The organism is Agathobaculum desmolans ATCC 43058 (genome assembly GCF_000701665.1).
Classification (GTDB): domain Bacteria; phylum Bacillota; class Clostridia; order Oscillospirales; family Butyricicoccaceae; genus Agathobaculum; species Agathobaculum desmolans.
On record NZ_JNJN01000028.1, the window covers coordinates 1 to 21043 of the forward strand.

Genomic DNA, 21043 nt, shown 5'->3' on the forward strand with positions numbered 1-21043 from the left:
ACAAAGGCTTCAATACCGTTCGCTTCGTACTTGGATATCCATCTATATATCTCGTCACGATTCATTCCATAAACATCTTGTAATTGAGAATAGGCAACCTTACCCGACTTATACGCTTCTATGATTTCTATTTTCTTCTCTGGAGTGAATTTTATTTTGCCCATAAAAAATCCTCCTAAAGTAGATTTTGGTTTTTTCCATGGTCTACTTTAGGAGGATCATATCAATTTGCTCCGGGCTGAAAAAGGGGCAGGGTCATGCAAGATAGGGGGCAGCGATGCGCTCGAGCGCTGCCGGGTCTGCGGCATACCACGCGGCAAAATCCTGACCGGACGCTGCGGCGGCCTGCCCCAGCTCGACCAGAAACGCCGGGATTTCGCCTTCCGGCATCGCGCCCAGCTCACGGCCCATCGCTTCCCGCCCCTGCGCCTGCTCGCCGCCGACGAACAGCGTGAACGCGGGCTGCGGTTTGCCGTCCACCATTTTGGAGGCGCCGCGGAAGCCGAGCATACCGGTCTGGTGGGTGCCGCAGGAGGAGGGGCAGCCCGAAATGTGGATCTGCGGAAGTGCGCCGTCCGGCAGGCCGGCGGCCTGCACGGCGGCAGCACAGGCGGCAAGCAGCCCCTGCGAATCCCGCATGCCGACCTGACAGGTCTGTCCGCCAATGCAGCTGACCGAGGTTTCAAACAGGCTGCGGGCGCTGTCCGGTGTGGCGGCAAGCACCTGTTCGGCTTCGCTGCCGGTCAGGTTGATGATATACGCGCCTTCATCCGGTGCAAGGCGCAGCTCGGCCTGCGGAATGGTTTGCAGCAGGTCGCTCAGTGCACACAGGGAGTCGAGCGAGGGCTGTCCGCCCAGCGGATGCCAAAGAACAGTATACAGCCCCTCCTGTTTTTGCGGCAGGATGCGCGGCCCGGCGGCGGTGGAGCCGTCCCCGGTTTTGGTGCACGGAGCGGGGGTGAGCGAAAGGGTCAGATCCTCGCCGGATGCGCGGACCTCGGCGAGCTTTTCATGGAACGCGCGGATATACTGCTCAGACCCGCCGAGTGCTTCCTGCATATAGCGGGTGCGTGCCTTGCCGCGGTTTTCATAATTGCCGTAAGCGCGGAAGGTGAGCCACATCGCTTTGATATAATACAGGATCTGCGCAGGTTCGACCGCCTGCCCCACTAATACGCCCATGCGGGGATTGTTGCCCAGACCGCCCGCGCTGTATACATCGAATGTGCCGTCCGGACGGGCGGCAAAGCCGAGGTCGCGGTAGGTTGCATGGGTCAGGTTGGCGGGAGAGTTCGAAAAGCCGACTTTGAGCTTGCGCGGCATTTTTTCTGCCTTGATGAAGGTGAGCAGATAATTGCCGGCGGCTTCTGCCCAAGGCAGCACGTCAAAGTATTCCTCTGCCTGTACACCGGAAAGCGGGGAACACATGACGTTGCGCGGAAAGTCCCCGCCGCCGCCCAGCGTGATGATGCCGGCATCGATCGCCTGTTCCATCAGCTCGGCTGCGGTATCCGGGCCGAGGTCGTGCAGCTGGATGGTCTGGCAGGTCGTAAAGTGCACGCGGGGCACCTGAAAATCACGGATGGCATGTGCGGTGAACGCCAGACGGTCGGGCGTGACGCGGCCGGCAGGCATACGCAGGCGCAGCATATTGGCCTTGCCGCCGCGCTGTGCGTAGCTGCCGTAATAGCCGGAAAAGCCTTTGTATTCCCCAACCTTGATCTCTCCTGCATAAAACGCAGCGGTTTTCTCGCGGAAGGCGGGCAGGTCAGCCTTCCATACGCTGGGATCGATTTGGTGCATGATTATCCTCCTTTTGTAACAAAGCGAACGGATGGCCGCGGCACAGGACAACGGCCGGATCGATAAAATTATTATACGCGATTTTGCGCCTGCAGGCAATTTTTTAATCAAACATTATGCACGGAAAAACGGGAAAATCGTTTGTATCATTGACGCAGGCGGTGCGGTGCGCCGAAAATGCGGTGGATGCTGCGGCAGGGACATACGGCACGCTGCTGCCGCATAGGATGACAGCATGGAACAGGAGGCGGTGGACATGACAGGAAAACGGCCGGTGCGGCGGGAGCGGGGCGGCGGCAGAGGGCTGCTGCTGCTGACCGTGCTTGCATTGGCGGCAGGGATGATCAAATATGCAGATACCCCTTGGGTCACGGCGGTGCGGCACCGCGCGGCACAGGCACTGGCGGGTGCGCCCGGGGTGGAGGAGGTGCTTGCCGTGTTTGGCGGGCAGGAGGCGGATGCGGCGCAGACCTATGCGGCCTCCTCCGGCGGGGCGGAGGATGTGACCGATCGCGCGGATACGCTGTTTCCGGATACGGTGGATCGGGAGGTGTATGCAATGGCATTTGACCATGTCCTGCCGGTGCAGGGAACGCTGACCTCTGCCTTTGGTGCGCGCACGGATCCGGTCGGCGGACAGGAGGGATTTCACTACGGGCTGGATCTGGCAGCGGAGGAGGGGACGAAAATCGGCGCATTTGCGGACGGTACAGTACGTGAAACCGGCGAGAACGCGGGCTACGGCAATTATCTGGTCATCGGTCATGCGGATGGCTTTGCCACCCTGTATGCGCATTGCAGCAGCCTGCATGTGCGCGCGGGACAGCAGGTGACCCGCGGGGAAAAAGTCGCACAGGTTGGGCAGAGCGGCAAGGCGACCGGTCCGCACCTGCATTTGGAGCTGTGGAAGGACGGCCGCGCACTTGATCCGGCGGCCTACCTGAGCGAGCTGTAAATGCGGCCGCGGCTTACAGTGCGCGATGGATTTCTGGTGCTGATGGCGGCGTTGTGGTGCGTGGATGAAACCGGGGTGCTGCCGGTTTTTTTGTTTGCGGCTGCGGTGCATGAAGCCGGGCATTTGCTGGTGCTGCATCTGTCGGGCGGACGGCTGCGCGAACTGACGCTGACCTGCTGCGGGGCGGTGCTGCGCTGCACCCTGCCTGTGGGACGATATGCCCGTGCGGCGGTCTGTCTTGCCGGCCCGGCAGCCAGCTTTGCGCTGACGGCAGGGGCAGGTGCTTGCGGGATGGAGCGGCTGGCAGGCGCTAGCGCGCTGCTCGGCCTGTTCAATCTGCTGCCGCTGCCGCCGCTCGACGGCGGCATGGCAGTTGCGCATTTGGCGGATGACCGTCTGCCGCGGTTGCGGACAGCGTTGGCGGTTGCAGCTGCAGTGCTGCTGCTTTCTGCCGGATTCTTCCTGCTGCAAAGGGGCGGTGGCTGCTGGCTGCTGCTCATCGGAGGGCTGGTCTGTTGGCAAAACGGGAAAAAACTTGCCAAATCAGCCGGTATAGTGTAAGATAAAAGCAGAAACACGGGCTTGCTGGAACGGAGGAACTATGTTTCGGATCGGTGACAGAATCGTTCATCCCCTGCATGGCGCAGGCGTGGTAGAGGATATTGTAGAGCGCACGATCGACGGAGAAACCGCGCGGTATTATGCCCTGCGGCCGGTATTGGGGGATACGCAGCTTTTTATCCCGACCGATGCGTGTGAAAAGCTCGGAATTCGTCCGGTCTGCTCGCGCGAACGGGCATTACAGCTGCTGGAGCAGTTGGATGCAGTGGGCTGCGGGGAGGAGAAGGGATGGAACCAGCGCTACCGTGAAAATATGATGCATATCCGCTCGGGGGATCCGATCGAGGTAGCGCAGGTGATCAAAAGCCTTGCTGTGCGCGAACGGGAGCGCGGCCTGTCCGCCGGGGAGAAGAAGATGCTTGTGTCGGCGCGGCAGATCCTGTGCTCCGAGCTGTCCTGCGTGCTGGATATCACCCCGCAGGAGGCGGAAACGCGGATCGACCGGCATCTGTCCATTTGAATCAGGAAGCACAAACAGTACGGCTTTGCGGATGCGCAAAGCCGTTTGTATAAGGAGAGAAGCAAATGCTGAAAAAAACAAGGAAAAAGACAGCGCTGCCCGCGGTATGCGCGGTGATCGTGGCAGCCGGCTCCTCCCGCCGCATGGGCGGGGAAAATAAGCTGCTGCTGCCGCTTTGCGGCGTGCCGGTGCTGGCGCACACGCTGTCCGCCTTTGAAAAATGCGCGGCGGTGCGGGATCTTGTGCTGGTCTGCCGCGAGCAGGATATCGTGCCGTATACCGAGCTGGCACGTGCATACGGCATCAGCAAGCTGCGCACTGTGACGCGGGGCGGAGACAGCCGCACGGCCTCTGTGCTGGCAGGGATCGCCGCCGCGCCCGAGGATACTGCCCTTGTCGCAGTGCATGACGGGGCGCGGCCGCTCGTCAGCGAGGCGGTCATCACGGAAGCGGTATATGCTGCCGCAGAATACGGCGCGGCGGCGCCGGTCGTTCCGGTGAAGGACAGCATCAAACGCATTGAAAACGGCTGTATTGCCGCGGATGTGCCGCGGGATACGCTGGCCGCGGTGCAGACCCCGCAGGTGTTCCGACGGGAAACCCTGCTGCATGCGCTCCAACAGGCCGCATGGGCCGGACGCACCTTTACGGATGACTGCGCGGCGGTGGAGGCGTGTGGACAAACCGTGCGCGCCACGCATGGCAGCTACGAAAATATCAAGATCACAACGCCGGAGGATATCGCATCGGCCGAGGCGTTTTTGCAGCAGGAGGCGGACTGATATGCGTATTGGACACGGTTATGACGTACACCGGCTGGCCGATGGACGAAAATGCATTATCGGCGGAGTGGAGATCGCGCACGAGCGCGGCCTGCTCGGTCACTCGGATGCGGATGTGCTCACCCACGCGGTGATGGACGCGCTGCTGGGCGCGCTGGCGCTGGGGGATATCGGTAAGCACTTTCCGGATATCGATCCACGTTACGCAGGGGCGGACAGCATTGCCCTGCTGCGGCATGTGGCGGCGCTGGTGCGCGGCAGGGGATACCGGCTGGGCAATCTGGATGCGACTGTGCTGGCACAGGCGCCCAAGCTTGCGCCGCATATCGAACTGATGCGCGAAAATCTGGCGGCGGCCATTGGATGCGAGACGGACTGCGTATCGGTCAAGGCGACGACCGAGGAAGGATTGGGCTTTACCGGCACGAAAGAGGGTATTGCCGCGCATTGCGTCTGCCTGCTGGAGAAAATCGGATAGAAAAACCGCACCCCCGGGCCAAATCTCGGGGGTGCGGTGCGTTTGTTGTAAAAAAGTCTATTGGCGGACAAAGAGGATGGTATATACGGCCTGACCGCTTCAGAGCACCATCAAAAGCGTGCCTGCGCCGATCAGTATGCAGCCGATTGCGGATTTGACCGTTACCTGTTCGTGCAGAAACACGAACGCCAGCACCAGTGTGATCACAACGCTAAGTTTGTCCACCGGCACAACCTTGGAGGCCTGCCCGATTTGCAGCGCCTTATAATAGCACAGCCACGAAGCGCCGGTGGCCAGACCGGATAAAATCAAAAACAGCCAGCTTTTGGGGGAAATGGCGTGAATATCGCTCTGCGCATGGGTCAGGAATACCATGCCCCATGCAAGCAGCAGCACAACTGCCGTGCGCACGGCGGTCGCCAGATGGGAATTGACGTTCTCAATGCCGATTTTGGCAAGGATAGAGGTCAGCGCGGCAAATACGGCGGAAAGCAGCGCCAGCACGAACCACATGTGTTTTTGCCTCCCCATCATTCCGATTGCTGCTCCAGCCCGCGTGTGATCTGGCGGAAACGCCGCAGGAACAGCACGGTCGTGGTGGCGGCGGCGAGAAAATCCGCCACCGGCTCGGCCAGAAAGACAGCGAACAGCTTATCTGACAAGAAGTGCGGCAGGATCAGGATGAGCGGGATCAGCAGAATGACCTTGCGCTCAAGCGCGAGAAAGAGCGAAATCTTGGCTTCGCCCAACGCGACAAAGCACTGCTGGAAGGTGCCCTGAAATGCCATCGTAAAGCCGACGGCAAAATAGATGCGCAGCGCCCATGCGGTCATATCGACCAGTGCGGAATCCTGATTGAACAGCTGCGCGACCAAATGCGGTGCACCCTGCACCAGACCCCACACGCCGAAGGCGAACACGCAGGAGATGAGCAGGTTGTATTTAACGACCTGCCGCATGCGGTCAGCCCGCTTGGCGCCGTAATTATAACTGAGGATGGGCTGTGCGCCCTGCGACAGACCGAGCAGCGGCATTTGCAGCATCTGCGCGACCGAGGTCAGGATGGTCATGGCGCCGACGGCCAGATCACCGCCGTACTTTTGCAGAGAAACATTGAAGGTCACGGTCAGCAGGCTTTCGGTTGACTGCATGATAAAGGGAGAAGCGCCCAGCGCGATGGCGGGCAGCAGCAATCGCTTGTCCAGCCGGAAGTATTTTTTCCGCAGCCGCAGGCTGCTTTTTTCGCTGCGCAGGAAGCGCACCACCCACAGCGCGGAGACCGCCTGCGACAGCACGGTGGCAACTGCCGCGCCGCGTACACCCATGCCAAAGACGAAAATGAACAGCGGGTCGAGCAGTACGTTGAGCACCGCGCCGATCAGCACGGTTTTCATCGCAACGGAGGAGCGCCCCTGCGCCGTGATAAAGCCGTTAAGCCCCAGCGCCGTCATCACAAAAATAGTGCCCAGCACATAGATATTCAGGTATTGCATGGCATAGGGCAGGGTGTCGGGGGAAGCGCCGAACAGCACAAGCAGCGGCCGCTGGAACAGCAGAAAGACCGCGGTCAGGGCAACGGCCAACCCCCACAGGGCGGCGGTGCAGGTGCCGAGCGTGCGTTCGGCCTTTTCGTGTTCGCCCGCGCCCATGGCGATGGAAGCACGGGGCGCGCCGCCCATACCGATCAGCGCGGCAAACGCCGAGATCAGCGTGATGACCGGAAAGGTGACGCCCATGCCGGTCAGCGCGGCCGCACCGGTTTCCGGGATGTGACCGATGTAGATCCGGTCTACGATGTTGTACAGCAGATTGACCACCTGCGCACAGATGGTCGGCAATGCAAGCCGAACGAGCAGAGGGCCGACCGGGTCGCGTCCCAAGTCGGCCGTGCGGTTTTGTTTTTCACTCATTTCGCGGTGCGATCCTCCCGTATCAGGATGCGCAGCGCTTCGACTGCGGTTTTTACGCCGCGCTCGGCCGCGTCGGGCGGGATGGAGGGCGCATCGTCGTTATCCGCGTTCCACAGTACGTTGAGCACTGCGCCGCAGCGCACATGGAGCACCTGCGAAACAATAAAGAGCGCGGCGGTCTCCATTTCGCTGGTGAGCGCACCGGCGGCCTTCCATGCCTTCCATTTGGCAAGCAGTTCATCCGCAATGGCCTGCTTGGCCGGACGGATCTCACCGTAAAAGCTGTCCTTGGACTGAATCACGCCTAAATGATGGGTCAGCCCGAGCTGCACGGCAGCATCGCGCAGCGCCGAAACCACCGTGAAATCGGCGGCGGCGGGAAATTCGATAGGCAGATACTCGCGGCTGGTGCCCTCCTGCCGGATAGCGGCCGTAGCGATCACGATATCGCCGCCCTTGACCGCATCGACGATGCCGCCCGAGGTGCCCACGCGGATAAAGGTGTCTGCGCCGCATTCGACCAGCTCTTCCAGCGCAATGGCTGCTGAAGGCCCGCCGATACCGGTCGAGCAGACGGCGACCGGTTCGCCGTCCAGCTTGCCGGTCCACAGGGTATATTCGCGGTTTTGAGCGATCTGCTGCGGATCATCAAAATAGCGCGCGATTTTCGCTGTGCGCGCCGGATCCCCCGGCAAAATGACATAGCGGCCAACGTCGCCTTTTTTGATTTGGATGTGCATCTGTTTTCCGTCGATCAGCATATGATCTGTCCCTCCCGTTCTATCGTCCGGATGTTTTTTTCCGCCTTGCTGCGCGGCAGCATGACCTCGTGCCCGCAGCCTTCGCATTTGAGCTTAAAATCCATGCCGGTGCGCAGCACCTTCCACTGTTTGGAGCCGCAGGGATGCGGTTTTTTCATTGTCAGGATATCGCCGACCTGTACGTCCATTTGTCCTCACTCCATTTGCCGCCCGCAGCGCGGCGGCCATTGTGTATTTTATTATTATAACACAGCCGCATCGGAAATTGTAAACAATTCGGTAATTTTCGGCGGACATAACCGTCTGCTGGCTGTCATATAGTAGGACAGAGCCAAAGGAGGTTCGGTTATATGGTAAAAACAAGCGAAGAATATCTGCCCGAGGGCAGTTATACAGCACGTTCTGCAGTGCGGCAGGCATTGGCTTCCCTGACCGGGCTGCGCCGCGCATGGCAGGAAGGACAGATTTTGGAAGCGGTGGCGCAGCGCTGCACGGCTGCGCACGATCTGCTGTTTGATTTTGGCTTTGCGCAGGGCATCATGCCCCGTTCCTGCTGCGCACTCGGCGTGGCGGAGGGGGATACACGTGAAATCGCCATCCTTTCCCGTGTGGGCAAGCCGACCTGCTTTGCCGTAGCCGGGATAGAGGAGGAGAGCGACCCGCCCACAGTATGGCTCAGCCGCACTGTGGTGCAGCAGCGGGCGCAGGATGCCCTGCTTGCAGCACTGCGCCCCGGGGATATCATTCCGGCGGCGGTGACGCATTTGGAAGCTTTCGGCGCGTTTGTTGATATCGGCTGTGGGCTGCCCTCGCTCATCGGGATCGAGAATCTGTCGGTTTCGCGCATCCATCATCCGTCTGACCGGCTGCAGGTCGGTCAGGTCATCCGTGCGGCGGTGCGTGCGGTCGATCAACCGGCACGGCGCATTGCTCTGAGCTACCGGGAGCTGCTCGGCACATGGGAGCAGAATGCAGCGCTGTTTTCCGCCGGGGAGACCGTGCGGGGGGTGGTGCGCTCGGTTGAACCATATGGGATATTTATTGAGCTGATGCCTAACCTGTCCGGTCTGGCTGAGCCGCGCGGTGATCTGGCGGTGGGCATGGTGGTATCGGTTTACATCAAATCCATTTTGCCGCAGCGGATGAAGATCAAGCTGAATGTGATCGATGTGTTGGCATCCGCAGCGCCGCCGCTGCCGCCGCGGTATTTTATCCGTGAGGGGCACATTGGGCAGTGGGTTTATACGCCGCCCTGCTGCGATAAAAAATATATTGCCACGCAGTTTGACTGACCGGCTGGGGCAACATTTGCGGAAGGACGGCGCGACAAAGCATAAAAACAGGGCGGGATGTGACTGTCGAAAAACTTCGTTTTTCCGACAATCTATATTTGGACTACGCCAAACATGAATGAGAAAAAGTTCCTGTGCAGAAACTTTTTCTCTCTTAAAGTATAAAAAGTCAGGCGCATGTCCTGACTTTTTATGCATTTGCGTTGCAAATGCTGTTTGATGCGCGCTGTCGCGCGTGTTACTGACACCTATCGACAAAATGCTTTTTCGACAGCTTCAGGGCGGGATGCGATAGACGCATCCCGCCCTGTTGATCAGATTGTGAAGAGCGGCAGAAGCGATGACGAAAAATCAGCAAACGCCCTGTGCAAGCATGGCATCGGCGATTTTTTCAAAGCCGCCGATGTTGGCGCCCATAACAAGGTTATCCTTGTGGCCGTACTTTTCGGCTGCGGTCACACAGGTTTTGAAGATATTCACCATGATGCCGTGCAGGCGCTCATCGACCTCTTCAAAGGTCCAGGACAGGCGCAGCGAGTTCTGGCTCATCTCCAGACCGGAGGTGGCAACGCCGCCGGCGTTGGCTGCCTTGGCCGGACCGAAGAACACGCCGTTCTTCTGGAAGGCGGCGACCGCTTCCGGGGTGGAGGGCATGTTCGCGCCTTCGGCAACAAACTTGCAGCCGTTCGCAATCAGCATCTTGGCATCCTCGCCGTCCAGCTCGTTCTGGGTCGCGCAGGGCAGTGCGATATCGCACTGGACGCTCCACGGACGCTGGCCTGCGGTGTAGGTGCTGCCTGCCACGCGGTCGGCATATTCCTTGATGCGGCCGCGCTTGACCTCCTTGATGTCTTTGACAACGGCAAGGTCAATGCCGTTCGGATCGTAGATAAAGCCGTTGGAGTCCGACATGGTGACAACCTTGCCGCCGAGCTGGGTGGCCTTTTCGGCAGCGTAGATGGCAACATTGCCCGAACCGGAGATGGCAACGGTTTTGCCCTCAAACGAGGTGCCCTTGTAAGTGAGCATTTCCTGCATATAGTAGCACAGACCGTAGCCGGTTGCCTGCGTGCGGGCGAGCGAACCGCCGTAGGACAGGCCCTTGCCGGTCAGCACGCCGGTGAACTCGTTACGCAGGCGCTTGTACTGGCCGTACATAAAGCCGACCTCACGCGCGCCGACGCCGATATCGCCGGCCGGTACGTCGGTGAACTGGCCGATGTGCTTGGACAGCTCGGTCATGAACGACTGGCAGAAACGCATGACCTCAGCGTCCGACTTGCCCTTGGGGTCAAAGTCCGAACCGCCCTTGCCGCCGCCCATGGGCAGGCTGGTCAGGCTGTTTTTGAAGCACTGTTCGAAGCCTAGAAATTTAATGACTGAAGCGTTGACCGACGGGTGAAAGCGCAGACCACCCTTATAGGGGCCAATGGCGGAGTTGAACTGTACACGGAAGCCGCGGTTGACCTGTACCCGGCCCTGGTCATCCGTCCACGGAACGCGGAAGGTGATCAGACGCTCCGGCTCGACGATGCGCTCGATGATGCCGTTCTTCTCCAGCTCCGGGCGGGCTTCCACAACGGGCTCAAAGCTTTCGAGCACTTCTAGAACCGCCTGCTGAAATTCCGGCTCGTTCGGGTTGCGCTTCTGCACGGTTTCGTACACACGCGTGAGGTAAGAGTTGGTAAGTGCCATTTTATAATCCTCCTTACAGTGCTGCCGCAGTTCCTTTCCAATTTTCAGGGAATTTGGTGCGGAAATGATCGCGTACATGCGGTAGTGTGTCACTATTGGTGAAACTATTATACTGTATTTCCGGCGCGGGCGCAATACTTTAGCATGTTAAAAATATACATTTTTTCTTGGGAAAAGACCGTGGTAATTGGTAGATTTCACTGATATAATGAAAGCAAAAGGGGAGGGGCTTGCAAAATGAACAGCTTTGAACGAATCTACGCAGTGGTGCGGCGCATTCCGCGGGGCACGGTGGCGACCTATGGACAGGTGGCTGCGTTGGCCGGGAATCCGCGCTGGGCGCGGGTGGTGGGGTATGCCCTGCACGCAAACCCCGATCCGGAGGGGATCCCCTGCTATCGTGTGGTGACCAAGGAGGGGCGCACTTCGCCTGCCTTTGCGTTTGGCGGGGCGGATGTGCAGCGCGCGCTGCTGGAGGCGGACGGTGTGTGCTTCACCGCAGACGGGCGCGTGGATATGGAACGGTACCGCTGGGAGGGCTTGCCGGATGCGGAGGACAGCCATCGGTAGCGGCGGTTTTTTGCCAGTATCATAGGCTGCTGCCTGTTGCAGCGGCCTTTTTGATTTTGAATTTTTTGTGAAGTGCATTGACATTGCTGGGAAATGGTCTATACTATGTTAGCGAACTAACAGTAAGGAGGCTAACAGATATGCGGCAGCAACGGGTCGGTGCCGAGCTGGGCATGCTGAACAATCTGTTCAAGCGGCAGATGGCCTGCATGGCAGAGGCCGAAGACAACATTACAGGGATGCAGGCGATGATCGTGCATCATCTGGCGGTATCCCGGCAGGACGGCGATTTGTTCCAGCGGGATATCGAAAACTTTTTTCAGATGCGCCGCTCCACTGCAACGGGGATTTTGCAGCTGATGGAACAGCACGGGCTGCTGCGCCGCGAACCGGTCGCACACGACGGCCGGCTCAAACGTCTGGTTTTGACCGAGCAGGCGTGGGCGCTGGAGAGCAAGATCGAGCGCAAGCTGCAGGCGCTGGAAGAGCTGATGCGGGACGGGATCGACGAAGAGGAATTGTCAGTATGGTTTCGGGTATGCGGCAGGCTTCGCGCTAATCTGGAGCGGGGCACAATGGTTTCGGAGGAATGATATATGATCAAACAACTGCTGAAAAGTGTGCGTGAGTTCAAAAGGGACGCGATCCTCACCCCGCTTTTTGTGGTGCTGGAGGTTGTGATGGAGGTCGCCATCCCTGCGGTGATGGCACTTTTGATCGATCGCGGCATTGATGCGCAGGATATGGGACAGATATGGAAATACGGCCTGCTCCTGATCGTCTGCGCGATGCTGGCGCTGGTATTCGGTGCAGCGGCGGGCACATATGCAGCACGCGCATCCACCGGGTTTGCCCGCAACCTGCGGCATGATATGTATTATGCTGTGCAGGAGTATTCCTTTGCGAATATCGACAAGTTTTCGACCGGTTCGATCGTGACCCGGCTGACGACCGACGTGACCAATGTGCAGAACGCTTTTCAGATGTGCACGCGCATTGCAGTGCGCTGCCCGGTGATGCTGCTTTTTGCACTGGTGATGGCATTCCGGATCAACAGCGAGCTGGCGCTGGTCTTTTTAGCGGTACTGCCTGTGCTGGCGGTAGGACTGGGTGTGCTGATGCGGCTGGTCGGGCCGGTGTTTGAGCGCGTGTTTAAGACCTATGACCGGATGAATACCGTGGTGCAGGAAAATGTGCGCGGCATCCGCGTGGTAAAGGCGTATGTGCGGGAGGAACACGAGACCGAGAAGTTCAAAGGGGTTTCCGGACTGCTGTACCGGGAGTTTTCCAAGGCGCAGAAGACCATGGCCTGCTCCAGCCCGCTGATGCAGTTTTGTATGTATGCGTGCATGCTGCTGATCTCGTGGTTCGGCGCGCGGCTGATCGTCGGCGGCAGCATGACGACCGGCGAGCTGACCAGCCTGTTTTCCTATGCGATGCAGATCCTGATGAGCCTGATGATGGTTGCGATGGTATTTGTGATGATCACCATGTCGCGCGCAAGTGCGGAGCGCATCGCGGAGGTGCTGGCCGAGCAGCCCGACCTGCACGATCCGGCGCAGCCGGTAAACGAGGTGCGAAGCGGCGATATCGACTTTGACCATGTGGATTTCAGCTACAAGGGCGAGGAAGGCAAGCTGGCGCTGCGCGGTGTGGAGCTGCATATCAAGGCGGGGCAGACCGTGGGGATCCTGGGCGGCACGGGTGCGGCAAAGTCCACGCTGGTGCAGCTCATTCCGCGGCTGTATGACGCGACCCATGGCACGGTACGGGTCGGCGGTGTGGATGTGCGCGATTACAGTATTGCGGCGCTGCGCGATCAGGTGGCGATGGTGCTGCAGAAAAATGTGCTGTTTTCCGGTACGATCAAGGAAAATCTGCGCTGGGGCAATGAAAACGCCTCGGATGAAGAACTGCAGCGGGTGTGCCGGTTGGCGCAGGCGGATGATTTCATCCGGCAGATGCCCGCAGGCTATGATACCCATATCGAGCAGGGCGGCACCAATGTGTCCGGCGGACAGAAGCAGCGGATCTGTATTGCGCGTGCGCTGCTGAAAAAGCCTAAGATTCTGATTCTGGATGACTCGACCAGCGCGGTCGATACCAAAACGGATGCCCTGATCCGTAAGGCGTTTGCAGAGGAGATCCCGGATACGACCAAAATCATCATTGCACAGCGCGTATCCTCGGTGCAGGATGCCGATCAGATCGTGATTTTGGACGGCGGCGCGGTGCAGGCTGTCGGCACGCATGAAGAGCTGCTGGCGGGCAACCCGATCTATCAGGAGATATATGAGCAGCAGACCAGAAAGGGCGGTGAGCAGTAATGGCAGGACCTCATATGGGCGGACATGGACACCGCCGCGGTATGCGGGGCGGCAAACGCAGCCGCGATCCGAAAAAAACGCTTTCCCGTCTGCTGCGCTATATCCGGGATGGGTATGCCGTACCGTTTACGGTGGTGCTGGTGTGCATTTTGTTTTCCGCAGTGGCGAATGTGGCAGGGTCGATGTTCCTGCAAACGCTGATTGATGATTATATTGCGCCGCTGCTGCTGGAAGCATCGCCGGTGTTCACAGGGTTGGCGCATGCGATCCTGACCATGTGCCTGATTTATGGTGTGGGCATTGTATCCACCTTTTTATATAACTGGCTGATGGTATCGGTATCGCAGGGCATTCTCAAGCGGGTGCGCGACGAAATGTTCGAGCGGATGCAGAAATTACCGATCCGTTATTTTGATACCCATACCCATGGTGACCTGATGAGCCATTTCACCAATGATACGGATACCCTGCAGCAGATGCTCAGCCAGTCCGTGCCGCAGATGTTTTCCTCGCTGATGACCATTATCGCGGTGCTGACCGGTATGCTCGTTACCAACGTGTGGCTGACCCTGTTTGTACTGCTGGGCGTAGCCGTGATGCTGACCGTGGTGAAGCGCATCGGCGGACAGTCTGCCCGCTTCTTTCTGGAACAGCAGACCGCGCTCGGCAAGGTCAACGGGTTTATCGAGGAAATGATCGGCGGGCAGAAGGTCGTTAAGGTGTTCTGCCACGAAGAGCAGTGCAAGCAGCAGTTTGACGAGCTGAACGACGCGCTGCGCGAAAGTGCGAAAAATGCCAACACCTTCGCCAATATCCTGATGCCGATTATGATGAACATTGGCAACCTGCTGTATGTGCTGGTGGCAGTGGTGGGCGGCGCACTTGCGCTGTCCGGTGTGGTCGGCAACAGCATCACCATCGGTGTGATAGCCAGCTTTTTGCAGCTGACGAAATCTTTTACCCAGCCGGTCACGCAGATCTCGCAGCAGTTTAATGCGATTGTGATGGCGCTGGCAGGTGCGGAGCGCATTTTTGACCTGATGGATGAAACGCCCGAAGTGGATGACGGATATGTAACGTTGGTCAATGCCAAATACAATGCGGACGGCACGCTGATTGAAACTCCCGAAAAAACAAATATATGGGCATGGAAGCATCCGCATGAGGACGGTACGGTCACCTATGAGCGGGTGCGGGGCGATGTTCGTTTTTTTGATGTTGATTTTGGCTATGATCCGGAAAAGATCGTGCTGCATGATGTTTCGCTTTATGCCGAACCGGGGCAGAAGGTCGCCTTTGTCGGCGCGACCGGCGCGGGTAAGACCACCATCACCAATCTGATCAACCGCTTTTACGATCTGGCGGACGGCAAGATCCGCTACGACGGCATCAATATCAATAAGATCCGTAAGGCGGATCTGCGGCGGTCGCTCGGTATTGTGCTGCAGGACACCAGCCTGTTTACCGGTACGATCCGTGATAACATCCGGTACGGTTATCTGGAGGCGACCGATCAGGAGATCGAGGCGGCTGCGCAGCTGGCAGGGGCGGATGATTTCATCCGCCGCCTGCCGGAGGGCTATGATACTGTGATCGACGGGGAAGGCGGCAGCCTGTCGCAGGGGCAGCGGCAGCTGCTGTCCATTGCCCGTGCAGCGGTGGCCGACCCGCCGGTGATGATTCTGGATGAGGCGACCAGTTCGATCGATACCCGCACCGAGGCGATTGTGCAGGCCGGTATGGACGGCTTGATGTACGGGCGCACCGTGTTTGTTATTGCGCACCGGCTTTCGACCGTGCAGAACGCGGATGTGATCATGGTGCTTGAGCTGGGGCATATCATTGAGCGCGGCGATCATGCTGCTTTGATCGCCCAGCACGGCAAGTATTATCAGCTTTATACCGGTGCGTTTGAACTGGAATAAGCTGTAATTTATGGCTTGAGCGGAAAGGTAAAAGCAAGCTTCAGGGGTGCGCAGTGCGCACCCCTGAAGCTTGCCGAAAAAGTATTTTGTTATTGAGCGTGAACAATACGCGCGGCAGCGCGCATAAAATAGCATTTGCAGCGCAAATGCATAAAACGTCAGGACATGTGCCTGACGTTTTATACTTTGAGAGAGAAAAAGTTTCTGCACAGGAACTTTTTACTCGTCCATGTTTGGTGTAGTCCAAACATAGCTTGTCGGAAAAACGAAGTTTCTCGACAGCCCTTGAGGGGTGCGCAGTGCGCACCCCTTTTGTATATTGCAACGCTGGTGGATGCAATATGCAGCGGAAATGATGTTCTGGCTGCGGCGGTGTGGTCGTGTGCATGATTCCTTGCAGTGTGGACAAATGTTTTCGGAAGAAAGCACAAATTTTTCGGGATTGCCGATGGCATAATCGGTGGATTGTATGAATTTAGCAGGAAAAAGAAAAAAAGTATACCGAATCCTGCAAAGCGTAGTATAATAGGAAAAAATGATTCAAACGCTTGCAGCTTGGTATCAAATGCAGGGGTGGGATCAGCTTGGTAAAGGAGAGAATGACTATGAAAAAGACCCTGAGCATGCTGCTGGCAGGCACGATGCTGGTAACTGCGCTGGCAGGCTGCGGCGGCAATAACGATGCGGCGCAGAGCGGCGGAGATAACAGTGCGGCAGCCGACGGTACGGTATTCAAGCTCGGCGGCACCGGCCCGCTGACCGGCGCAAACGCGATTTACGGCAACGCGGCCAAGAACGGCGCGCAGATCGCGGTGGACGAGATCAATGCCGCGGGCGGCGATATCCAGTTCGAACTCAAGTATGAGGATGACGAAAGCGATGCGGAAAAGGCAGTCAGCGGCTACAACAGCCTGAAGGACTGGGGGATGCAGCTCTCTCTTGGCTCGGTGACCTCCAAGCCTTGCGAAGCAACCGCGGCCAAGACCTTTGAGGATCGCGTTTTCGCCCTGACACCGTCGGCTTCCTCCACGGCGACGACCGAGGGCAAGGATAATATGTTCCAGATGTGCTTTATCGATCCGGCACAGGGCGTTCTGGCAGCGGAAAGCATCTCGGCACATAAGCTCGCCACCAAGATCGCTATCATCTGGAAAAATGATGACGTGTATTCCACCGGCATTCACGATACCTTTATTAAGGAAGCAAAGGCGAAGGGACTGGAGATCGTTTCGGATACGACCTTTACCGAGGCTTCTGCGACCGATTTTAATGTACAGCTGAACGATGCCAAGAGCAAGGGTGCGGATCTGGTGTTCCTGCCGATTTATTATCAGCCGGCATCCCTGATCCTGACGCAGGCAAACGCGATGGGTTATGCGCCTAAGTTCTTCGGCGTGGACGGCATGGACGGTATCCTGACGCTTGAGAACTTCGATACCTCGCTGGCAGAGGGTCTGATGCTGCTGACCCCGTTCAACGCGGATGACGAGAAGAATAAGGGCTTTGTTGAGCAGTATGTTGAGCAGTTCGGCGAAACCCCGAACCAGTTCGCCGCAGACGCGTATGACTGTGTGTATGCGTACAAGCAGGCGCTTGAAGCCGCCGGTGCAACGCCCGATATGTCGGCGGAGGAGCTGTGCGGCAAGATGATCGAGCAGTTCACCAGTATGACCTTTGACGGGCTGACCGGCAGCGGTGCAACCTGGGGCACGAATGGTCAGATCTCCAAGGATCCGATCGTTGTAACGATCCAGAACGGTGTTTACGTAACCATGTAAGGTCCGTCCGGGGACGGGACAGATGCAGGAGCGGCGCAGCCGTCCCTGCCGCCAAAGTCTTGAAGAAGGAGGGACGCCGTACCAGATGCGACGACCCTCCTTTGCCCATTTTAACGGTATGCATGGGGCGGGGCGGCAGCCCGGCGTTTTTGCCGGACTGTCGTTTCGGTTTATATAGTGAAGAGAAAAAAGGATTTGAGGTGTGCAGACAATGAGCTTTCTCAACCATCTGATCAGCGGCATCAGTCTGGGAAGCATCTACGCGATCATCGCCCTTGGGTATACAATGGTTTACGGTATTGCGAAAATGCTGAACTTTGCCCACGGTGATGTCATTATGGTCGGCGGGTATATGTGCTTTTGCGCAACAATTTATCTGGGCTGGCCGGCATGGGCCGGCATCGCACTGGCGATCGCGGTATGCACCGTGCTGGGTATGGCGATCGAACGGCTGGCGTATAAGCCGCTGCGCATGGCGCCGTCGCTGGCGGTGCTGATCACGGCGATCGGCGTATCCTATCTGCTGCAGAACGCCGCGCTGCTGATCTGGGGCTCCAGCCCCAAGATGTTTACATCGGTTGTCGGCGGCCAGCCGATCGCCCTGTTCGGCGGCCAGATCATGCTGGCGCCGGTCACCTTGGTGACCGTGCTGAGCTGTCTGGTTATCATGGCGGCGCTGGTGCTGTTCACCGGCCACACCAAAATGGGCACGGCGATGCGTGCGGTGTCCGAGGATAAGGGTGCGGCGCAACTGATGGGCATCAATGTGAATACGACGATTTCGATGACCTTTGCCATTGGCTCCGGCTTGGCGGCGGTGGCAGGTGTGCTGCTTTGCTCGGCTTATCCGACCCTGATGCCGACCACCGGCGCGATGCCCGGTATCAAGGCGTTTACCGCGGCGGTATTCGGCGGCATCGGCTCGATCCCGGGCGCGTTTGTCGGCGGGATCCTGCTGGGCGTGATCGAGATTTTCGCCAAGGCGTATATCTCGACCCAGCTTTCGGACGCGATCGTGTTCGCAGTGTTGATCGTGGTGCTGCTGGTCAAGCCGGACGGCCTGCTCGGCAAGCGCGTGAGTGAGAAAGTTTGAGGTGGGCGGACATGCTGCAAAAATTCAAAAAATATGCGGTCTCCCGCCGGGGACGGGACAGCCTGCTGTGCTTCGGCATTGTGCTGATTGCTTATATCGCTGTACAGGCGGCGATTGCAGGCGGCGCGCTTTCCAGCCAAATGAAGGGCCTGTTGGTGCCGATCTGCGCGTATGTGGTTATGGCGATCTCGCTGAACCTGACGGTCGGTATTCTGGGTGAGCTGTCGCTTGGACATGCGGGCTTTATGTCGGTCGGCGCATTTGCAGGCATTGTAGCGACGACTGCGCTGGCAGAGACCATCCCCTCCGCACCGCTGCGGCTTGCAGCTGCGATGCTGGTGGGCGGCCTGTGCGCGGCGGTGGCGGGCGTGCTGGTCGGTGTGCCGGTGCTGCGCCTTAAGGGTGACTATCTGGCGATCGTTACGCTGGCCTTTGGCGAGATCATCAAAAACATTGTTAATGTGATTTACATCGGTATGGATGGCAGAGGTCTGCATTTTAGTCTGGTTACGCAGAACTTCACGCTGGAAGAGGGCGGTAAAATGATCATCAGCGGGCCGATCGGCGTATCCGGCGTAAAAACGCTGTCCACCTTTACCAGCGGCGTGGTTTTGATCCTGATCACAGTGTTCTTTGTGCTCAATCTGATCAACAGCCGTGCGGGACGGGCGATCATGTCCGTGCGGGACAATAAGATCGCGGCCGATTCGATCGGCATTTCGGTCACCCGGTACAAGCTGCTGGCGTTTGTCATTTCTGCGGCGTTTGCAGGCATGGCGGGCACGCTGTATGCAATGAACTTTTCGACCGTTACGGCGGCTAAGTTTGATTTTAATACCTCGATCCTGATTCTTGTGTTTGTGGTGCTCGGCGGATTGGGCAATATCTGGGGCTCGATCATTGCGGCAGCGCTGCTGACGCTGCTGCCGGAGCTGCTGCGTGAAGTCGGCGATTATCGGATGCTGATTTACGCGATTTTGCTGATCGGGATGATGCTGTTCAACAATTCCAAGCTCAAGCGCCGCCTGATGGAGCAGCGCAGCCTGAAGCAGATGGAAAAGCTCGAACAGGCAGCAGACGGAAAGGAGGGCGCGTAACATGGCAATGCTGGAAGTGACCGAGCTGGGGATTTCGTTCGGCGGCCTGCGCGCCGTGGACGAACTGAGCATGCGGATCGAAAAAGGCGGGCTGGTCGGTCTGATCGGGCCGAACGGCGCAGGCAAGACCACCGTATTCAATATGCTTACCGGTGTGTACCGGCCGACAGATGGCGGCATCCGTTTGGACGGGCAGAATCTGGTCGGCAAAAAGCCGCATGAGATCTGCAAAATGGGCGTGGCACGCACGTTTCAGAACATCCGTCTGTTTTCCAACCTTTCGGTACTGGATAATGTGAAAACCGGCCTGCATAATGAAATCACCTATTCGCTGGCGGAAAGCCTGTTTCACCTTGGCTCTTACCGGAAAAAGGAGCGCGCGATGGATGAAAAGGCGATGGAGCTGCTCGAGGTATTCGATTTGGGGAACGTGGTGGATTACCGCGCGGCCAACCTGCCTTACGGCAAGCAGCGCAAGCTGGAAATCGCCCGCGCACTGGCGACCGAGCCTAAGCTGCTTCTGCTTGATGAGCCGGCGGCCGGCATGAACCCGAATGAGACCGCCGAGCTGATGGAAACGATCGAGATCGTGCGCCGGCGCTTTGGTGTGACCGTGCTGCTCATCGAGCACGATATGAAGCTGGTATCGGGCATCTGTGAATACCTGTATGTGCTCAACTTCGGCCGCCTGCTGGCTGAGGGTGTGCCGGGTGCGGTGCTCAGCAACCCTGAGGTCGTTACGGCCTATCTCGGTGAATAAGGAAGGAGGAAGCAACTGATGGCAATGCTGGAAGTCAAGGATATCAATGTGTACTACGGCCTGATCCACGCGCTGCGCGATGTTTCCTTCGAGGTCAACGAGGGGGAGGTCGTTGCGCTGATCGGTGCGAACGGTGCGGGTAAGACCACTACGCTGCACACGATCACCGGACTGCTGCCCTCCAGAGGCGGCACGGTAACTTTTGAAGGGAAGGATATCACCAAAACGCCCGGGCATGCAATCGTTCGGTTGGGTATGAGCCATGTGCCGGAGGGACGGCGCGTGTTCGCCGGGCTGACCGTGCGCGAAAACCTTAAGCTGGGTGCCTATACCCGGCCGAAGAGCGAATGGGAGGCCTCCCTGCGCGAGGTATACACGCGGTTTCCCCGGTTGGAGGAGCGCAAAAATCAGCCGGCGGGCACGCTGTCCGGCGGTGAGCAGCAGATGCTGGCCATGGGCCGCGCGCTGATGGCTAAGCCGCGCATCCTGCTGCTCGATGAGCCGTCCATGGGTCTGTCGCCGCTGTTCGTCGGTGAAGTGTTCAAAATCATTCAGGAGGTATCCGCTGCCGGCACAACCGTGCTGCTGGTCGAGCAGAATGCGAAAAAGGCGCTTTCCATTGCGGACCGCGCCTATGTGCTGGAAACCGGGCGGGTGAGCAAATCCGGCCGCGCGGCCGATCTGCTGAATGATGACGCGATCAAAAAGGCATATCTGGGTGAATAAGGAGGCGGAT

At 58.4% G+C, this 21043-nt stretch carries 22 protein-coding genes; 15 read left to right on the forward strand and 7 right to left on the reverse strand.

Annotated elements, in window-relative coordinates:
- Together T363_RS16800 and T363_RS0108270 are read right to left on the reverse strand one after the other, a co-directional pair.
- The coding region (locus tag T363_RS16800; RefSeq protein ID WP_154658772.1) for a helix-turn-helix domain-containing protein at positions 1-164 on the reverse strand (164 nt) is incomplete at its 3' end.
- Positions 165-255: 91 nt separating this feature from the next.
- Complete coding sequence (locus T363_RS0108270; protein WP_031475022.1) at positions 256-1803, reverse strand: nitrite/sulfite reductase; 1548 nt, start codon at positions 1801-1803, stop codon at positions 256-258.
- A gap of 256 nt (positions 1804-2059) precedes the next feature.
- On the opposite strand from T363_RS0108270, the gene T363_RS15130 reads away from it, so the two are divergent.
- From T363_RS15130 to ispF, 5 genes are all read left to right on the forward strand, one after another.
- Positions 2060-2758: a M23 family metallopeptidase gene (locus T363_RS15130; RefSeq protein WP_161645955.1), complete on the forward strand. Its 699-nt coding sequence runs from the start codon at positions 2060-2062 to the stop codon at positions 2756-2758.
- Positions 2759-2776: 18 nt separating this feature from the next.
- Positions 2777-3319 carry a hypothetical protein gene (locus tag T363_RS0108285; RefSeq protein WP_154658773.1) on the forward strand — a complete coding sequence of 181 codons (543 nt, stop codon included), beginning with the start codon at positions 2777-2779 and terminating at the stop codon, positions 3317-3319.
- Between the two features lie 40 nt (positions 3320-3359).
- Positions 3360-3839, forward strand: coding sequence for a CarD family transcriptional regulator (locus tag T363_RS0108290; RefSeq protein WP_031475030.1), 480 nt, complete (start codon positions 3360-3362; stop codon positions 3837-3839).
- Between the two features lie 65 nt (positions 3840-3904).
- Entirely contained in the window at positions 3905-4621 is a 717-nt protein-coding gene (gene ispD / locus T363_RS0108295) for a 2-C-methyl-D-erythritol 4-phosphate cytidylyltransferase (RefSeq protein WP_031475032.1), read from the forward strand.
- A gap of 1 nt (position 4622) precedes the next feature.
- Entirely contained in the window at positions 4623-5099 is a 477-nt protein-coding gene (ispF, locus tag T363_RS0108300; RefSeq protein WP_031475034.1) for a 2-C-methyl-D-erythritol 2,4-cyclodiphosphate synthase, read from the forward strand.
- Between the two features lie 99 nt (positions 5100-5198).
- On the opposite strand, the gene T363_RS0108305 is transcribed toward ispF, so the two are convergent.
- The 4 genes from T363_RS0108305 to T363_RS0108320 are packed head-to-tail and all read right to left on the reverse strand — an operon-like array spanning position 5199 to position 7958.
- Positions 5199-5612, reverse strand: coding sequence for an EamA family transporter (locus T363_RS0108305; protein WP_031475036.1), 414 nt, complete (start codon positions 5610-5612; stop codon positions 5199-5201).
- 17 nt (positions 5613-5629) lie between these two features.
- Positions 5630-7009 carry an MATE family efflux transporter gene (locus tag T363_RS0108310; RefSeq protein ID WP_031475038.1) on the reverse strand — a complete coding sequence of 460 codons (1380 nt, stop codon included), beginning with the start codon at positions 7007-7009 and terminating at the stop codon, positions 5630-5632.
- Entirely contained in the window at positions 7006-7770 is a 765-nt protein-coding gene (gene udp / locus T363_RS0108315) for a uridine phosphorylase (RefSeq protein ID WP_031475040.1), read from the reverse strand. Before udp ends, T363_RS0108310 begins: the two co-directional genes overlap by 4 nt.
- Positions 7764-7958, reverse strand: a complete 195-nt coding sequence (locus T363_RS0108320) for a DUF951 domain-containing protein (protein ID WP_031475042.1) — start codon at positions 7956-7958, stop codon at positions 7764-7766. Before T363_RS0108320 ends, udp begins: the two co-directional genes overlap by 7 nt.
- Positions 7959-8120: 162 nt before the next feature.
- Here T363_RS0108320 and T363_RS0108325 point away from each other — a divergent pair, with 162 nt between their 5' ends.
- Entirely contained in the window at positions 8121-9062 is a 942-nt protein-coding gene (locus T363_RS0108325) for a S1 RNA-binding domain-containing protein (protein ID WP_031475044.1), read from the forward strand.
- 351 nt (positions 9063-9413) lie between these two features.
- Here the strand turns inward: T363_RS0108325 and gdhA are convergent, their stop codons facing one another.
- The gene (gdhA, locus tag T363_RS0108330; protein WP_031475046.1) at positions 9414-10757 is read right to left on the reverse strand and encodes an NADP-specific glutamate dehydrogenase; all 1344 of its coding nucleotides are present in this window, start codon (positions 10755-10757) and stop codon (positions 9414-9416) included.
- Positions 10758-10994: 237 nt separating this feature from the next.
- Here gdhA and T363_RS0108335 point away from each other — a divergent pair, with 237 nt between their 5' ends.
- The 9 genes from T363_RS0108335 to T363_RS0108375 all read left to right on the forward strand — a co-directional run bounded on the left by T363_RS0108335 (position 10995) and on the right by T363_RS0108375 (position 21033).
- Positions 10995-11327 carry an MGMT family protein gene (locus tag T363_RS0108335; RefSeq protein ID WP_034972029.1) on the forward strand — a complete coding sequence of 111 codons (333 nt, stop codon included), beginning with the start codon at positions 10995-10997 and terminating at the stop codon, positions 11325-11327.
- A gap of 140 nt (positions 11328-11467) precedes the next feature.
- Entirely contained in the window at positions 11468-11920 is a 453-nt protein-coding gene (locus T363_RS0108340; protein WP_031475050.1) for a MarR family winged helix-turn-helix transcriptional regulator, read from the forward strand.
- Positions 11921-11923: 3 nt separating this feature from the next.
- Positions 11924-13654, forward strand: coding sequence for an ABC transporter ATP-binding protein (locus T363_RS0108345; protein ID WP_031475052.1), 1731 nt, complete (start codon positions 11924-11926; stop codon positions 13652-13654).
- A complete protein-coding gene (locus T363_RS0108350) occupies positions 13654-15579 on the forward strand; it encodes an ABC transporter ATP-binding protein (protein WP_031475054.1) in 1926 nt (641 codons plus the stop codon). The genes T363_RS0108345 and T363_RS0108350 overlap by 1 nt, the downstream gene beginning before the upstream one ends.
- Before the next feature lie 605 nt (positions 15580-16184).
- Positions 16185-17357, forward strand: coding sequence for an ABC transporter substrate-binding protein (locus T363_RS0108355; RefSeq protein ID WP_031475056.1), 1173 nt, complete (start codon positions 16185-16187; stop codon positions 17355-17357).
- A 211-nt stretch (positions 17358-17568) separates the two neighbouring features.
- Positions 17569-18450: a branched-chain amino acid ABC transporter permease gene (locus T363_RS0108360; RefSeq protein WP_031475058.1), complete on the forward strand. Its 882-nt coding sequence runs from the start codon at positions 17569-17571 to the stop codon at positions 18448-18450.
- 11 nt (positions 18451-18461) lie between these two features.
- Entirely contained in the window at positions 18462-19547 is a 1086-nt protein-coding gene (locus tag T363_RS0108365) for a branched-chain amino acid ABC transporter permease (RefSeq protein WP_034972031.1), read from the forward strand.
- Between the two features lies 1 nt (position 19548).
- Complete coding sequence (locus T363_RS0108370) at positions 19549-20307, forward strand: ABC transporter ATP-binding protein (RefSeq protein ID WP_031475062.1); 759 nt, start codon at positions 19549-19551, stop codon at positions 20305-20307.
- A gap of 18 nt (positions 20308-20325) precedes the next feature.
- Positions 20326-21033 carry an ABC transporter ATP-binding protein gene (locus tag T363_RS0108375; protein WP_031475064.1) on the forward strand — a complete coding sequence of 236 codons (708 nt, stop codon included), beginning with the start codon at positions 20326-20328 and terminating at the stop codon, positions 21031-21033.
- Positions 21034-21043: the final 10 nt, after the last annotated feature.